The sequence below is a fragment of the Hymenobacter sp. PAMC 26628 genome, assembly GCF_001562275.1.
GTDB lineage: Bacteria > Bacteroidota > Bacteroidia > Cytophagales > Hymenobacteraceae > Hymenobacter.
The window spans coordinates 1,194,431-1,207,858 of record NZ_CP014304.1; the positions used below are offsets into that span (position 1 = coordinate 1,194,431).

Annotated in this window: 14 protein-coding genes; 4 read left to right on the forward strand and 10 right to left on the reverse strand. The window is 63.2% G+C overall.

The features are described 5' to 3' along the window. Nucleotides 1-47: 47 nt before the first annotated feature. Both AXW84_RS05550 and AXW84_RS05555 read left to right on the forward strand, forming a co-directional pair. Nucleotides 48-1,262 (forward strand): pyridoxal phosphate-dependent aminotransferase, encoded by a 1,215-nt coding sequence (locus tag AXW84_RS05550; protein ID WP_068229823.1) that lies wholly within the window; start codon nt 48-50, stop codon nt 1,260-1,262. Nucleotides 1,263-1,431: 169 nt separating this feature from the next. Further along, nucleotides 1,432-2,427 carry a bifunctional heptose 7-phosphate kinase/heptose 1-phosphate adenyltransferase gene (locus AXW84_RS05555; protein WP_068229824.1) on the forward strand — a complete coding sequence of 332 codons (996 nt, stop codon included), beginning with the start codon at nt 1,432-1,434 and terminating at the stop codon, nt 2,425-2,427. A 10-nt stretch (nt 2,428-2,437) separates the two neighbouring features. Here the strand turns inward: AXW84_RS05555 and AXW84_RS05560 are convergent, their stop codons facing one another. From AXW84_RS05560 to AXW84_RS05580, 5 genes are all read right to left on the reverse strand, one after another. Continuing rightward, nucleotides 2,438-3,001, reverse strand: coding sequence for a sugar O-acetyltransferase (locus tag AXW84_RS05560; RefSeq protein ID WP_068229828.1), 564 nt, complete (start codon nt 2,999-3,001; stop codon nt 2,438-2,440). Nucleotides 3,002-3,012: 11 nt separating this feature from the next. Further along, nucleotides 3,013-3,222, reverse strand: coding sequence for an alkylphosphonate utilization protein (locus tag AXW84_RS05565; protein ID WP_068229831.1), 210 nt, complete (start codon nt 3,220-3,222; stop codon nt 3,013-3,015). Between the two features lie 69 nt (nt 3,223-3,291). Next, on the reverse strand, nt 3,292-4,317 hold the full coding sequence (hemE, locus tag AXW84_RS05570; RefSeq protein WP_068229833.1) for a uroporphyrinogen decarboxylase: 1,026 nt from the start codon (nt 4,315-4,317) through the stop codon (nt 3,292-3,294). 114 nt (nt 4,318-4,431) lie between these two features. Beyond that, the gene (locus AXW84_RS05575) at nt 4,432-4,818 is read right to left on the reverse strand and encodes a GxxExxY protein (RefSeq protein WP_068229835.1); all 387 of its coding nucleotides are present in this window, start codon (nt 4,816-4,818) and stop codon (nt 4,432-4,434) included. A 64-nt stretch (nt 4,819-4,882) separates the two neighbouring features. Continuing rightward, a complete protein-coding gene (locus AXW84_RS05580) occupies nt 4,883-5,503 on the reverse strand; it encodes a MarC family protein (RefSeq protein ID WP_068229838.1) in 621 nt (206 codons plus the stop codon). A gap of 99 nt (nt 5,504-5,602) precedes the next feature. Between AXW84_RS05580 and AXW84_RS05585 the strand changes: the two genes are divergently transcribed. Then, a complete protein-coding gene (locus AXW84_RS05585; protein WP_068229840.1) occupies nt 5,603-6,709 on the forward strand; it encodes an endonuclease/exonuclease/phosphatase family protein in 1,107 nt (368 codons plus the stop codon). A 132-nt stretch (nt 6,710-6,841) separates the two neighbouring features. Here AXW84_RS05585 and AXW84_RS05590 read toward each other — a convergent pair whose 3' ends face one another. Both AXW84_RS05590 and dnaK read right to left on the reverse strand, forming a co-directional pair. Next, nucleotides 6,842-7,492: a hypothetical protein gene (locus tag AXW84_RS05590; protein ID WP_068229846.1), complete on the reverse strand. Its 651-nt coding sequence runs from the start codon at nt 7,490-7,492 to the stop codon at nt 6,842-6,844. A gap of 307 nt (nt 7,493-7,799) precedes the next feature. Continuing rightward, nucleotides 7,800-9,734, reverse strand: coding sequence for a molecular chaperone DnaK (gene dnaK, locus AXW84_RS05595; RefSeq protein ID WP_068229848.1), 1,935 nt, complete (start codon nt 9,732-9,734; stop codon nt 7,800-7,802). Nucleotides 9,735-10,078: 344 nt separating this feature from the next. On the opposite strand from dnaK, the gene AXW84_RS24545 reads away from it, so the two are divergent. Further along, on the forward strand, nt 10,079-10,498 hold the full coding sequence (locus AXW84_RS24545; RefSeq protein ID WP_157886828.1) for a tetratricopeptide repeat protein: 420 nt from the start codon (nt 10,079-10,081) through the stop codon (nt 10,496-10,498). A gap of 24 nt (nt 10,499-10,522) precedes the next feature. On the opposite strand, the gene AXW84_RS05600 is transcribed toward AXW84_RS24545, so the two are convergent. From AXW84_RS05600 to AXW84_RS05610, 3 genes are all read right to left on the reverse strand, one after another. Then, nucleotides 10,523-11,461: an alpha/beta hydrolase gene (locus tag AXW84_RS05600; RefSeq protein WP_157886829.1), complete on the reverse strand. Its 939-nt coding sequence runs from the start codon at nt 11,459-11,461 to the stop codon at nt 10,523-10,525. Between the two features lie 30 nt (nt 11,462-11,491). After that, complete coding sequence (locus AXW84_RS05605; protein WP_082773718.1) at nt 11,492-12,148, reverse strand: pseudouridine synthase; 657 nt, start codon at nt 12,146-12,148, stop codon at nt 11,492-11,494. Nucleotides 12,149-12,330: 182 nt separating this feature from the next. Continuing rightward, nucleotides 12,331-13,428, reverse strand: a complete 1,098-nt coding sequence (locus AXW84_RS05610) for an MBL fold metallo-hydrolase (RefSeq protein WP_068229853.1) — start codon at nt 13,426-13,428, stop codon at nt 12,331-12,333.

Consider the following 13,428-nt stretch of genomic DNA (forward strand, 5'->3'; position numbering starts at 1 on the left):
TGGGTGCAGCCAATACCTTTGCAAGGCAAATTTTTCCGCTGTCCGCTATGCCCGAAGTACTTGCCCCCGCGTCGCCGCTCTCCAACCGCCTGCTGGCGATGACGGAATCGGCGACCATTGCCATGGCCAAAAAAGCCCGCGAGCTGGCCGCGCAGGGCGTCGACGTCATCAGCCTGAGCTTCGGCGAGCCTGATTTCCAGACGCCCCAGTACATCAAGGACGCCGCCAAGAAAGCCGTCGATGACGGTTTTACATTCTACACGCCAGTGCCCGGCACGCTGGAGCTACGCCAGGCCATTTGTGCCAAACTGAAGAAGGAGAACGACTTGGATTACCTGCCCACCAACATTGTGGTGAGCACCGGCGCCAAGCAAGCCCTGGCCAATGCCATCCTCAGCTTGGTGAATCCCGGCGACGAGGTCATCATCTACTCGCCCTATTGGGTAAGCTACGAAGAGATGGTGAAGCTGGCCGAGGGCGTGCCCGTGCCGCTGGTGGGCAGCCTCGAAAACGATTACAAGGCCACCGCCGCGCAGCTCGAAGCCGCCATCACGCCGCGCACCAAGCTTATCATGTACTCCTCGCCGTGCAACCCCACGGGGTCGGTGTTCAGCCAGGAGGAGCTGGGCGAAATGGCCGCCGTGCTGGCCCGCCACCCGCAGGTATACGCTCTGGCCGACGAGATTTACGAGTACATTAACTTCGTGGGCGAACACTACAGCCTGGCTCGTTTCCCAGAGGTTAAGGACCAGGTAATCACCGTCAACGGCTTCTCGAAGGGCTACGCCATGACCGGCTGGCGCTTGGGCTACCTCGCCGCCCGCGCCGACATTGCCTCGGCCTGCGACAAGCTCCAGGGCCAAATCACGTCCGGCACCTGCTCCATCGCCCAGAAGGCCGGCACCGCTGCCCTGCTCGGCGGCCATAGCAGTGCCGACGAGATGGTGACCGCCTACCACCGCCGCCGCGACCTGGTATTGGACATTGCCAAGGACATTCCTGGCCTGGTGACGCCCACGCCGAGCGGCGCGTTCTACGTATTTCCCGACGTGTCGGCGTTCTTTGGCCGCACCACGGCCGAGGGCCAGGTTATCAAAGATTCGGCCGATTTGGCCCTCTACCTGCTCAGCGACGCTCACGTAGCCGCCGTGTCGGGCGAGGCTTTTGGGGCCCCGCAGTGCATGCGTTTCAGCACTGCCGCCGCCGACGACAAGCTGGTGGAAGCCTTCCAGCGCATTAAGAAAAGCCTGGCCAAATTGTAGTATTTGTAGCGTGGACGCTGCGAGTCCGCGCGTTAGAAGGGTGTTGAATGTTGAACGCGCGGACTCGCAGCCTCCACGCTACGGTACTAACAAGGCCCGCGGTAGCGGCGCGCTTTGGCGCGCTCCTGCCGCGGGCCTTTACCTTTGGGGCCCTATTCTTCTCGCCGCAATGCCCGCCGATACGCTTTCCCAGCTCTTTGCCGATTTCAACCGCCTGCGCGTGCTCATCATCGGCGACGTGATGGTGGACGCCTACGTGTGGGGCCGCGCCACGCGCCTCTCGCCCGAGGCCCCCGTGCCGGTGGTGCACGTGGCCCGCACCGAAAACCGCCTCGGCGGGGCTGCCAACGTGGCCCTGAACGTGCAGGCCCTGGGGGCCACGCCGCTGCTCTGCGCCGTGATTGGCACCGACGCCGGCGGCGGCCAGCTGCTGGAGTTATTGCAGCAGCGTGGCTTGCCCGCCGCCGGCCTCGTCCGCAGCGCGCACCGGCCCACCACGGTGAAGCAGCGCATCCTGGCCCAAGGCCAGCAGCTGCTGCGCATCGACTCGGAAGTAGAAACCGACCTTAACGCCGCCGAAACGGCGCAGCTGCTGGGGGCCTACGACGAGCTGCTGGCCCAGGCCCACGTGGTGGTGTTTGAAGACTACGACAAGGGCGTGTTGCGCGAGGACATCATTGCCACCTGCATTGCGCGGGCCCGGGAGCGCGGCATCCCCACGGTGGTAGACCCCAAGAAGAAGAACTTCCTGGCCTACCGCGGCTGCACACTGTTCAAGCCCAACCTGAAAGAACTGCGCGAGGGCCTAAAGCTGGAGTTTGGCGACCCCGCCACCGACCGCCCCGGCTTCGAGGCCGGCGTGGCCCGCCTGCGCGAAGAATTACGGCCTGAAACCGTGCTGGTGACACTTTCCGAGCACGGCGTATTTGCCCAGCAGGCCGACCAAAAAACCTACCTGCCGGCTCACCTGCGCACGATTTCCGACGTGTCGGGCGCCGGTGATACGGTCATCAGCATCGCGGCCTTGTGCGTGGCGCTGCGGCAGCCGGCGCCGTTCCTCGCCGCGCTGGCCAACTTAGGCGGCGGGCTGGTGTGCGAGCAAGTGGGCGTGGTGCCCATCGAGAAGCAGCGGCTGCTAGAAGAAGCGCAGGAAGCCGGCCTGTAGCGCCAGGGCCCTAAGCGGCTGCTTCCAACTTTTTAATCACCCGGGCCGGGTTGCCGACGGCCAGCGAATACGCCGGCACGTCCTTCGTCACCACCGACCCGGCCCCGATGACGCAGCCCGCGCCGATGCTGACGCCCGGGCAGATGATGGCCCCGCCCCCGATCCAGCAGTCGTCGCCGATGGTGACGGGCCGCCCTAGCTCCAGCGTGCGGCGCACCACGGCGTCGAGCGGATGGGTGGCCGCGTACAGCTGCACGCCGGGCCCAAACATGACGTTGGAGCCGATGGTGACCTTGGCCACGTCCAGCACCACGCAGTTTACGTTGAAATACACGTTGCTGCCACAGTAAATATTGCGGCCGTAGTCGCAGTAGAAGGGCGGCTCCGCGTAGAAATTGGGCCCCGCGTGCAGCACCAATTCGGCCAGTACCTCGCGGGCGGCGTCCGTAACCAGGTACTCCGTCACGTTCAGGCGGTGCAGCAGTTGCTTGGCGTGGGTGCGCGCCTTCACCAGGGCGGGGTCTGCGGCCAGGTAGAGTTCGCCGGCCAGCATTTTTTCTTCCTCGCTGCGCATGGTCGGGGCGGTTAGGCTTTCTTCAAAAATTCGGTTTTCAGCACCATCGTGCTGCCGCCGGCCCGGCCTTCCACCTCGCTGAGCGAGCCGGTGAGGCGGATGTTTTTGACCAGCGTGCCGCGCTTCAGCGTCAGCGACGAGTCTTTCACTTTCAGGTCTTTGATGAGCGTGACCGAGTCGCCTTCGGCGAGCAGGGCCCCGTTGCTGTCTTTGCTATCCATGCGGGAAATCGCGAGAGAATTGGGGTTTAGAAGGGGCCCCTACGCCGGGGGCAGGGCCCCCGCGCGGGCTTACCCCCGCCACTCCTTCACCGTGTCCACGAACACGCGCACGTTGTCGGGGTCGGTGTCGGGGTACACGCCGTGGCCGAGGTTGGCGATGTGGGGGCCCCCGGCAAACTGGCGCAACATGGCCTGGGTGGCGGCGCGCACCTGGTCGCGGGTACCGTAGAGGGCGCAGGGGTCAAGGTTGCCTTGCAGGGTTTTGTCGCCGGCCACGCGGCGCACGGCGGCGGGGTCCTGGTTCCAGTCGAGGCCTATCGTGCGGCAGGGCAGGGCGGCGAAATCCTCCACAGCCCACCACGCGCCCTTGGCGAACACCGTGACGGGCACCAGCGGCGACAGCGCGGCGCAAATCTGGCCGATGTAGCGGGTTGAGAATTCGGCGTAATGCGCTGGCGGTAGGATGCCGGCCCATGAGTCGAACACCTGCACCACTTGGGCCCCGGCCGCCACCTGGGCTTGCAGGTAGGCGATGGTGGTGGCGGTGATTTTTTCGAGCAGCCGGTGCGCCAGGGCGGGCTCGCGGTAGAGCATGCCGCGGGCCTTGCTGAAAGTTTTGGAGCCGTGGCCCTCCACCATGTAGGCCAGAATCGTCCAGGGGGCCCCGGCGAAACCTATCAGCGGCACCCGGCCGTTCAGGGCGCGCTTGGTGATGCGCAGCGCCTCGAGCACGTAGCCGAGGTGCTCCTCGGGGTCGGCCACGCGCAGTTTATCTACATCGGCGGCGGTTTTGATTACGTTGGGGAACAGGGGGCCCCGGGCCTCGACCATCTCGTAGGGCAGGCCCATGGCGTCGGGCACCACCAGGATGTCGGAGAAGATGATGGCCGCGTCCACGTCGAGCGCGTCGATGGGCTGGATGGTGACCTCGGCGGCCAGCTCGGGGGTTTCCACCAGCTCTTTGAAGCCGGAGAGGCGGGCGCGCAGGGCGCGGTACTCTGGCAGGATGCGGCCGGCTTGGCGCATGAGCCACACGGGCGTCCGCTCGGTGGTTTCGCCGCGGGCGGCGCGCAGGTAGAGGTCGTTCTTGATCACTGATTTTGACTGATTAACCGTGATTTCACTGATTCAATCACTAATTGAGTGTGATTAATTGTGATTTCACTGATTTTTAGATGGATTTACGGCGCTCTATTAGGTGCCGGCGCTTTACGCCTTGGTTTTAATGAAACGGCGGTATTGTAGGCTTTTCTGACCGAAGTTGATGAGTAGGCCTACTTCGAGCTTGAAGGCGGTGAGGTAATTAATGATTTGAGAGAAATGGCTGTCGTTCAGTTCAGCGATGGCTTTCAGTTCGATGAGCAGCTTTTCCTGGACCAAAAAATCTACAATTCTCGAGCCGATGCAGGTGTCGCGATAGTACACGGCTTGCGTGGATTCGCGGGTAAAACTGATTCCGCAAAGTTCTAACTCTATCGCCAATGCGCGTTGGTAAATGATTTCGGGAAATCCGTTGCCCAACGTGCTGTGCACCCGCATGGCGCACCCAATCACCTGCTCGGAAAGGCTGGAAAGTAAATATTTCTCATCAACCATCACCGGTTACTACTAGCGCAAGCAGAGCATAAAAAACAGCGAAATCACGATTAATCAGTCAAAATCAGTGATTCAGGCCTGGGAACAGGGCCCCGATGGCGGTGGCGAAGAAATTCACCCCGATGGCCAGCGTGATGAAGCCCATGATGCGCGCCAAGGCCGCCATGCCCGGCCGGCCCAGCAGGCGCGTGAGGCGCAGCGACGAGGCCAGCACCGCCAAGCTGGCCAGTGCCACCAGCGCGAAGCCCACCAGCGTGAGGGCCTTGTCGGAATAAGAAGGGCGGATGAGGCCGATGCAAATGGCCATCGAGCCGGGGCCCGAGAGCATGGGCATGGCCAGCGGCGTGAAGCTCACGTCGTCCTTGAGCTTGCTTTCTTCGAGGGCGGCGGGGCCCACCCGGTCGCGGTTGGCACCGGGCGTGAGCAGGTCAAAGGCTGAGCGCATGAGCAGGATGCCGCCCGCAATGCGCAGGTGCTGGATGCTGATGTTGAAGAAGTTGAGGATGTATTGCCCGCCCAAAAAGGCGACGCTCAGGATGGCCACCATGTAGAGGCAGGCGCGCAGGGCAATGCGCAGGCGCTCGGTGCCGCTGTCGTCGCTGGTGAGGGTGAGGAAAACCGGCATTGCCCCGAAGGGGTTCACGAGCGAAAACAGGGTGGTGAACGTGGCCAGCAGGATTTCCATGCCCAAAGGTAGCAGCCGGGCCCGGTGCCCCGACGCGGCCCGCGGCGGCGCATTTAAGGCATGCGGCCAAGCTGGGGCCGATTGCTACCTTTGTTTTTGATGAATTTACTGCTTACCCTGGCGCAGTGGCTGACGTGGCTGCTGGGCGCATCGGCCTTGCTGGCCACTGTGTTGCCACTGCTTCGCCAAACCGCCTGGTGGGTGCGCGTCTGCGATTTTCCGCGCTTGCAAATCGTGGCCGGCCTGGCCGCCAGCCTCGTGGGGGCCCTGTTGTTGCCGCCGCTGCCGGGGCCCTGGCAGCTGGCGCTGGTGGGGGGCTTGGCGGTGGCCATCGGGTACCAGGGGTACCGCATCTGGCCCTACACGCCACTGCACGGCAAGCAAGTGGCCGATGCCAGCCGCCCCGCCACTGACCTCGACCACCACCTCAGCCTGCTGGTAACCAACGTGCTGATGCACAACCGCGACGCGGCGCGCATCCTGGGCCACATCCGCCTGCGGCAACCCGACATTGTGCTGGCCGTGGAAACCGACGCTTGGTGGCTGGAGCAGCTGCAGCCGCTCGCGAAATCGTACCCCTACACCTGCCACGCCCCGCTGCCCAACACTTACGGCATGCTCGTGTTTTCGCGCCTGCCGCTGCGCCAAGCCGAAATTCGGTTCTTGCTGGAGGCCGACATTCCCTCGTTTCATGGGCAGGTGGTGCTGCCCAACGGCGTGCCTGTGCGGCTGCACTTCCTGCACCCGCGCCCGCCGGCCCCGGCCGAGTCCAAAAGCAGCGTGCGCCGTGATGCCGAGCTACTGGTGGTGGGCCGCGAAATTGAGCATCACGACGGCCCCACGGTGGTGGCCGGCGACCTGAACGACGTAGCGTGGTCGCACACCTCCGAGCTGTTCCGGCGGCTCTCGCAGCTGCTCGACCCGCGCATTGGCCGGGGCCTGTTGCCCACTTTCCACGCCGACCACAAGCTGCTGCGCTGGCCCCTCGACCACGTGTTTCACTCGGCCCACTTCCGCTTGCAGCACTTGGAGCGCCTCAGCCACATGGGCTCCGACCACTTCCCCATCTACATCCGCCTCAGTTACGAGCCAACCGGCTGGCGCGAGCAGACCGAGGCCTTGGAAGTGGCCAATGCCGAAGACCACCAAGAAGCCGCTGAAAAAATTGCCGACGGCGTGGCCGACGCCGCCGAAAACCCGGCTTAACCAGTGCGTTGGATCCGTGGACCTGTACCGCCCAGCTGTGCTTAGCCTTGTCCTAGGGCCCCCAGAATAGCATAGGAAAGGCCTCTGCGGTGCCAGCAAAGCTTGGGGTGCAAGCACACGGCCCCGCCCGGCTTACCCCACCAGCATCCGCACCGCTACCCAAAACACCACGCCGGCCACGCCCAGCCACAGGATGCGCACGCCGTGGGCCCGGTCGGCGGGGGCGAAGCCGGGCACCTGGCGGCCATCGGGCAGGGTTTTGCGGTAGCGCCACAGCGACCAGCCGATGCCCAACCCAAATACGCCGCCCGCCAGGGCCAGCAGGTAGCCGGCCACGATCCAGGCAGTGGGGCGGGGGTTAGGCGCGGCCAGGTTTTCGGTGTGCAGGGCCCTGAGGTTCTGCAAAATGTGGTCCGATACGTCCTCGCCGCGCTCGCGCAGCACTTGGGTGGCCAGTGCCACGTCGTGGCTGCTCCAGGAGTCGGGCTGGCTCAGCAGCTCCCACAGTTCCTGGTTGGTAAACTTGAACAGGTAGTAGTCCGACGGAAAGTTACTGGGCATGCTGGCGGCCTGGCTTTCTTCAAGTTGGCGCACCCGCGTGAAATCTTCGGGCAACAAGCTCACCACGAACTGCTCGGCTGAGGTGGTACCCAGCACGGCGTTGAAGCGCGGCCGCGTGTGGTGGGCTTCGTAAGCAATGCGCTGTTGGTCGAGCAGGGCCAGCAGTGACTGGGCCGCGTCGGGCGTGGGAAACTTCTGGTAGGCAATAACGACGGAATCCATGCAGGGCGGGGCAAACGGCGGGCCGCGACGGCCAAACCTAGGAGCAATTTACGCCCCGCCCCGGCCGGTTTCCTTTGCAACCGTAAATGAAACGCCTTGCCCACCGCGTGCCGTGCGACGATTATTCGTTAGTCAGTGGGAGAGATGCTTCAACTACGCTCAGCGTGACCGGCGTGATGGGGTTGGGTTAACTATTAACGCCCGGGGCCCCACGTGCATAAAAAAAGGCCGGAAGCAATGCGCTTCCGGCCTTTTTAGCATCTATTCGAATCCGTTTTTATCCGTTAAATCAACGGAAATTGCGGTCCTACTTACCGTCTACTTCTTCATAATCCACGTCGGTTACGTGGTCGGCGGCGGGCTGGCCGTTGCCGTCCTGCGGCTGGCCTTCGCCCCCGGGGAAGCCTTGGCCGGCCCCGGCGCCATCGGCACCCGCGGCGGCGTACATCTCCTGCGAGGCGGCCTGCCAGGCGGCGTTGATGGCCGTCATGGCAGTTTCAATCGCGCCGAGGTCTTTGCTCTCGTGGGCTTTCTTGAGGTCGGCGAGGGCCCCTTCCACAGCGGTTTTGTTGCCGCCGCTCAGCTTGTCGCCGTACTCCTTCAACTGCTTCTCGGTCTGGAAAATCATCGAGTCGGCGTCGTTCACCTTCTTGATGCGCTCGGCTTCGGCCTTGTCGGCGTCGGCGTTGGTAGCTGCTTCCTGGCGCATGCGCTCAATGTCCTGGTCAGACAAGCCGCTGCTGGCTTCGATGCGGATTTTCTGCTCTTTGCCGGTGCCTTTGTCCTTGGCGGTCACGTTCAGGATGCCGTTGGCGTCGATGTCGAAGATTACTTCAATCTGTGGCACGCCGCGGGGCGCGGGCGGGATGCTGTCGAGGTGAAACTTGCCGATGGTGCGGTTCTGGCTGGCCAGGGGCCGCTCGCCTTGCAGCACGTGGATTTCCACCGAAGGCTGCGAGTCCGAAGCCGTCGAGAACGTCTCCGATTTCTTGGTCGGGATGGTCGTGTTCGACTCGATGAGCTTGGTCATCACGCCGCCCATCGTCTCAATGCCCAGCGAAAGCGGGGTCACGTCGAGCAACAGCACGTCCTTCACTTCACCGGTCAATACACCGCCTTGGATGGCGGCGCCGATGGCCACCACTTCGTCGGGGTTCACGCCCTTGCTGGGCTTCTTGCCGAAGAACTTCTCTACTTCCTCCTGGATGCGGGGGATGCGGGTCGAGCCACCCACGAGGATCACCTCGTCGATGTCGCTGGCCGAGAGGCCAGCGTCTTGCAGGGCCTTCTTGCAAGGCTCCATCGAGCGGCGCACCAGCGCGTCCGAGAGCTGCTCGAACTTGGCGCGGCTCAGCTTCACCACCAAGTGCTTGGGGCCGCTGGCGGTGGCCGTCACGTAGGGCAGGTTAATTTCGGTTTCGTTCGAGCTCGACAGCTCCACTTTGGCTTTCTCGGCGGCTTCTTTCAAGCGCTGGAGGGCCATGGGGTCGTTGCGCAGGTCGAGGCCTTCGTTGTCAGCTTTGAACTGCTCGGCCAGGAAGTCGATGATTACCTGGTCGAAGTCGTCGCCGCCGAGGTGGGTGTCGCCGTTGGTGCTCAGCACTTCAAATACGCCGTCGCCCAGCTCCAGCACCGAGATGTCGAAGGTGCCGCCGCCGAGGTCGTACACGGCAATTTTCTGGTCTTTGTGCTTCTTATCCAGGCCGTAAGCCAGGGCCGCGGCCGTGGGCTCGTTGATGATGCGCTTCACGTCGAGGCCGGCAATGGCGCCGGCTTCTTTGGTAGCCTGGCGCTGGGCATCGTTAAAGTACGCGGGCACCGTAATCACGGCTTCCGTCACGGGCTGGCCGAGGTAATCTTCCGCCGTCTGCTTCATTTTCTGAAGTACCATGGCCGAAATTTCCTGCGGAGTGTAGTTGCGGTCGCCAATTTTCACGGCCACCGTATTGTTGGCGCCGGGCGTCAGGTCGTAGGCTACGTACTTGCTCTCGGTGGATACTTCCGAGAACTGGCGGCCCATGAAACGCTTGATGCTGGCGATGGTGTTTTTAGGATTGGTAACGGCCTGGCGCTTCGCCGGGTCGCCCACTTTGCGCTCGCCCTTGCCGTTGTCGAGGAATGCGACGATGGACGGCGTGGTGCGGCGGCCTTCGGAGTTGGGGATAACAACGGGTTCGTTGCCTTCCATTACGGCCACGCAAGAGTTGGTGGTGCCGAGGTCGATGCCGATTATTTTGCCCATGTTGGGGTGTTCAGGTTAAGTGGATATGTTGTCAATAGAAAGCCGCCCTTAGGTAGCTATAGCTCCTTTTACAAGCAACGTACCAGCCCCATTTTGGTGACAGATTGTCACCGATTGGGCCCCAGCCGGCGCACTATCCGCCGAGGTGGCCGAGTTTGGTTTGCCTAAGGAAAGCTTTCCTGACAGGTGTGCAGAGTGAATAATTCATCTATATTCTACTTTCGATGATTAGAAAGACTGGGTAGCTTAAAGCATTAACAAATAGAACTAGAAAACACATGTCATCAAACGTACCCGTGGTAAAACAAGTGGCCTGGATTTCGGTCCTTCCCCAAGTTATCGTCATGATTTTGATTGGGCTAATTTGCTTCCTGAGTGGAGTAAAGACAGATAGTATAGTGCTTTACATGAGTGGGATTTATCTCGGGCTTGGCCTACTGCTGCGCTACACTGTACCTAGCCACCACCGGAAAGGGATGCAGCTTGTTAAAAAACAAGATTATACCGGTGCAATTCCGCTTTTTGAAGCTAGCTACGCATTTTTTACCAGAAAATCTTGGATAGATGAGTACCGATACGTGACTTTATTGAGTTCATCCAGAATGTGTTACCGCGAAATGGCTTTGTGTAACATTGCCTTTTGCTATAGTCAAACTGGTGAAGGACAAAGAGCTACTGAATACTATAATCAGACGATAATGGCATACCCTGAAAATGGTATAGCCCAGTCAGCGCTTCGCATGTTGAATTCGGTAGGTAAGTGAGCACTCTGAGTGTATTTGAAGGTGCTACTCTGCTGATAAAAACCCGCTAACCTGCGCCTGCCAGGCGGCGGGGTAGCGGTGCCAGTAGGGCTCGTGGCCCGCGCCTACGAAATCATGCCGCTGCTTGGGGCCCCGGAGGTTGCGGAAAACGGCGTCGGTTTCGGCGCGGGTCACGCGGGCGTCGGCGGTGCCCCACAGGAGCAGGGTGGGGGTGGCTACCTGCGCGGCGTAGCGCTCGGCGGAGAGGCCGGGGCCCCAAAAGCCGTTTTGCAGGCCGCCCCAGAACACCAGCAAATCGGCCAGGGGCCAAGCGGGCACGTGCAGGGCGGCGAAGCGGTTGCGGGCCGTTTGGCGGAGGCTGCCGAAGGGGCATTCGAGCACGTTGGCCGCCGGGCGTACCCCTAATTCAGCCTCGGCCCGCAGGATGGCCACCGCGCCCATGCTCACGCCGTAGAGCACCAGGGGGCCCGGGCCGCCCGGCCGGGCCCCCAGCCAGCGCGCGGCGGCCGCTACGTCGGCGGCCTCGCGGTAGCCCACCGTCACGCGGCTGCCCGCCGAGCCGCCGCCCCCGGCAAAATCGACCAGCAGCACGGCGTAGCCCAGGCGGCGGAAAAAGGCAGCTTCGGTCGTCAGGTGCGATTTTTCGCTGGTGTAGCCGTGGAACAGCGCCACCGTGCCGCGCGCCGGGCCCGCGGGCTGGCCGTACCAGGCGGCAAGCCGGCCATTGGGGCTCTCAAAAAACACGCTTTGGTAGGGAAACGCCGGCGGCGCACCGGTGACGGGCCGTGGATTGCTAACGCCGGTCAGCACCAGGCCCAGCTTGGCAGCGGCCGACAGCTGCTCAGGTGACTTCGTGCGGGGCCCCGCGCTGGCGCTGAAGTGCGTGAGCCGCCAGGCGTGCAAGAAAACGACAACGTTTGCCAGCCCAAACAGCACGAGGCCGGTATTTAACAGGCAACGCAATAAGCGCTTGCTTGACATAACGCCGGGGCCCTAGCGCGGGCGGCGCGTAGGAGGTGCCGCTGGGGCCCCAGGCGTGGGTTTCACGGCTACCTGGCGGTTGGCTGGGAGCTTGGTGGCCGAGAACTTGGCCTTAAGCTTGCGCGACTCTTCGGGCGTGAGCTCGCGCCACTGGCCGGGGGCCAGCTCGCCGAGGTCCAGCTCGTCGATGCGGGCGCGGACGAGGCGCAGGCAGGGCAGGCCCACGGCGGCGCACATCTTGCGCACCTGGCGGTTCATGCCCTGCGAAATGCGGATTTCGAGCCAGGTGGTGGGGATGCTGGCGCGGTAGCGGATGGGCGTGCTGCGGGACCATAGGCCCTCGGGCTCGGGCATGTCGGTGGCCTGGGCGGGGGCGGTGCGGCCTTCCTTGATGACCACGCCGCGGCGCAGCTTTTCGAGGGCCTCGGTGGTCACCTCGCCTTCTACCTGGGCCCAGTAAGTTTTGAACACCTTGTAGCGCGGGTCGCTGAGGCGGTGCTGGAGGGCCTTATCGTCGGTGAGCAGCAGCAGGCCTTCGGAGTCAAAATCGAGCCGGCCGACGGGGTAGATGTGCGGCACGGGCACAAAATCCTTGAGCGTGGCCCGGCCGGCCTCGTCGGTGAACTGGGTGAGGACTTCGTAGGGCTTGTTGAGGAGAATGTAGCGCATAAGCTGGGGGCCCTGGCGTAAAAGCCGTCTAGGGGATCATCAGAACGTCATGCTGAACGCAGCCGAAGCATCTCTCCCGCTGAGTGATTATTTACTTGCGCGGGAGAGATGCTTCGGCTGCGCTCAGCATGACATTCGATTTTGAATTTCCAGACTTCCAAAACTGTACTTCTGTAGCTGCCTTAGCGCCACCACGGCGCGGCGGGCAGCGGCCCGGGGCCCAAAGTTACGGGCTCGCCGAGGCGCGGCGTGGTGAGGGGCTGGCCGAGGCGGGCGGCCTCGGCGCTGGCGCGCGTCACGGATTCGTTCCAGGGGTGGTTGGCCTCGGTGAAGGCGCCCCAGTGCACGGGTAGCATGGCGGCGGCGCGCACGTCGCGGGCGGCCTGCACGCTCTGCTCGGGCCGCATGTGGATTTCGGCCCACTGCCGGTCGTACTGCCCGCACTCCACCAGCGCCAAATCGAATGGCCCGTACTGGGCCCCGATGGCGGCAAAGTGGGGCCCGTAGCCGCCGTCGCCGGTGTAAAAAATGCGCTTCGTGGGGCCCTGCATCACCCACGAGCACCATAACGTAGAATTGCGGTTGGTGAGGCCGCGGCCCGAGAAGTGGCGGCTCGGCGTGCAGCGCAGCGTGATGCCGGCCACCCGGGCGCTGTCGCCCCAGTTCATTTCGGTGATGCGGGCCGCGGGCACGCCCCAGGCCCGCAGGTGGGCCCCGATGCCCAACGGCACGTAGAAATGCCCCACTTTGTCCTTGATTTTGCGGATGGTTTGGTAGTCAAGGTGGTCGTAGTGGTCGTGCGAAATGAGCACGGCGGCAATGGGCGGCAGCTGCTCGGGCGCGATGGCCAGGCGCGAGTTGTAGCGCTTGGGCGTAACCAGGGCCAGGGGCCCCATTTCTACGCTCAGCATGGGGTCGAGCAGAATGTTTTGGCCGGCCATTTCCACCAGGCTTGCCGAGTGCCCAAACCAGGTCACGCGCACCAGCTCCGGCGATTTCTGCACGATGGTGAGTGAGTCGAGTGGCTGCGTGGGCAGGGGCCCCGGCGGCTCGGTGTTGGGGCTTTTACGGAAAATAAAATTCCAGAGCACCGACCCCATGTTGCCTTCCGTCAGCTGTTTCGTGGGCAGCAGGTTCTTGAATTCGCCGCCCGCGTAGTGGCCCGATTGCGCAAAGCGCTGCCGGTCGGCCTTGGTGGGCGTGCCGCCCAGCTGTGGGCTGAGGCCGGTGAAGGCCACCGCCGCCAGCAATAGGGCCCCGAGGATGCCGCCAGTCGTCAA

Excerpts from the sequence above, each read along its gene's own strand:
- AXW84_RS05560 (WP_068229828.1), bottom strand. The coding sequence starts at position 3,001 with ATGCGCAGCGAGGAAGAAAAAATGCTGGCCGGCGAACTCTACCTGGCC.
- AXW84_RS05580 (WP_068229838.1), bottom strand. The coding sequence starts at position 5,503 with ATGGAAATCCTGCTGGCCACGTTCACCACCCTGTTTTCGCTCGTGAAC.
- AXW84_RS24545 (WP_157886828.1), top strand. The coding sequence starts at position 10,079 with ATGATTTTGATTGGGCTAATTTGCTTCCTGAGTGGAGTAAAGACAGAT.
- dnaK (WP_068229848.1), bottom strand. The coding sequence starts at position 9,734 with ATGGGCAAAATAATCGGCATCGACCTCGGCACCACCAACTCTTGCGTG.
- AXW84_RS05575 (WP_068229835.1), bottom strand. The coding sequence starts at position 4,818 with ATGGTTGATGAGAAATATTTACTTTCCAGCCTTTCCGAGCAGGTGATT.
- AXW84_RS05590 (WP_068229846.1), bottom strand. The coding sequence starts at position 7,492 with ATGGATTCCGTCGTTATTGCCTACCAGAAGTTTCCCACGCCCGACGCG.
- AXW84_RS05585 (WP_068229840.1), top strand. The coding sequence starts at position 5,603 with ATGAATTTACTGCTTACCCTGGCGCAGTGGCTGACGTGGCTGCTGGGC.
- AXW84_RS05565 (WP_068229831.1), bottom strand. The coding sequence starts at position 3,222 with ATGGATAGCAAAGACAGCAACGGGGCCCTGCTCGCCGAAGGCGACTCG.
- AXW84_RS05605 (WP_082773718.1), bottom strand. The coding sequence starts at position 12,148 with ATGCGCTACATTCTCCTCAACAAGCCCTACGAAGTCCTCACCCAGTTC.
- AXW84_RS05555 (WP_068229824.1), top strand. The coding sequence starts at position 1,432 with ATGCCCGCCGATACGCTTTCCCAGCTCTTTGCCGATTTCAACCGCCTG.
- AXW84_RS05550 (WP_068229823.1), top strand. The coding sequence starts at position 48 with ATGCCCGAAGTACTTGCCCCCGCGTCGCCGCTCTCCAACCGCCTGCTG.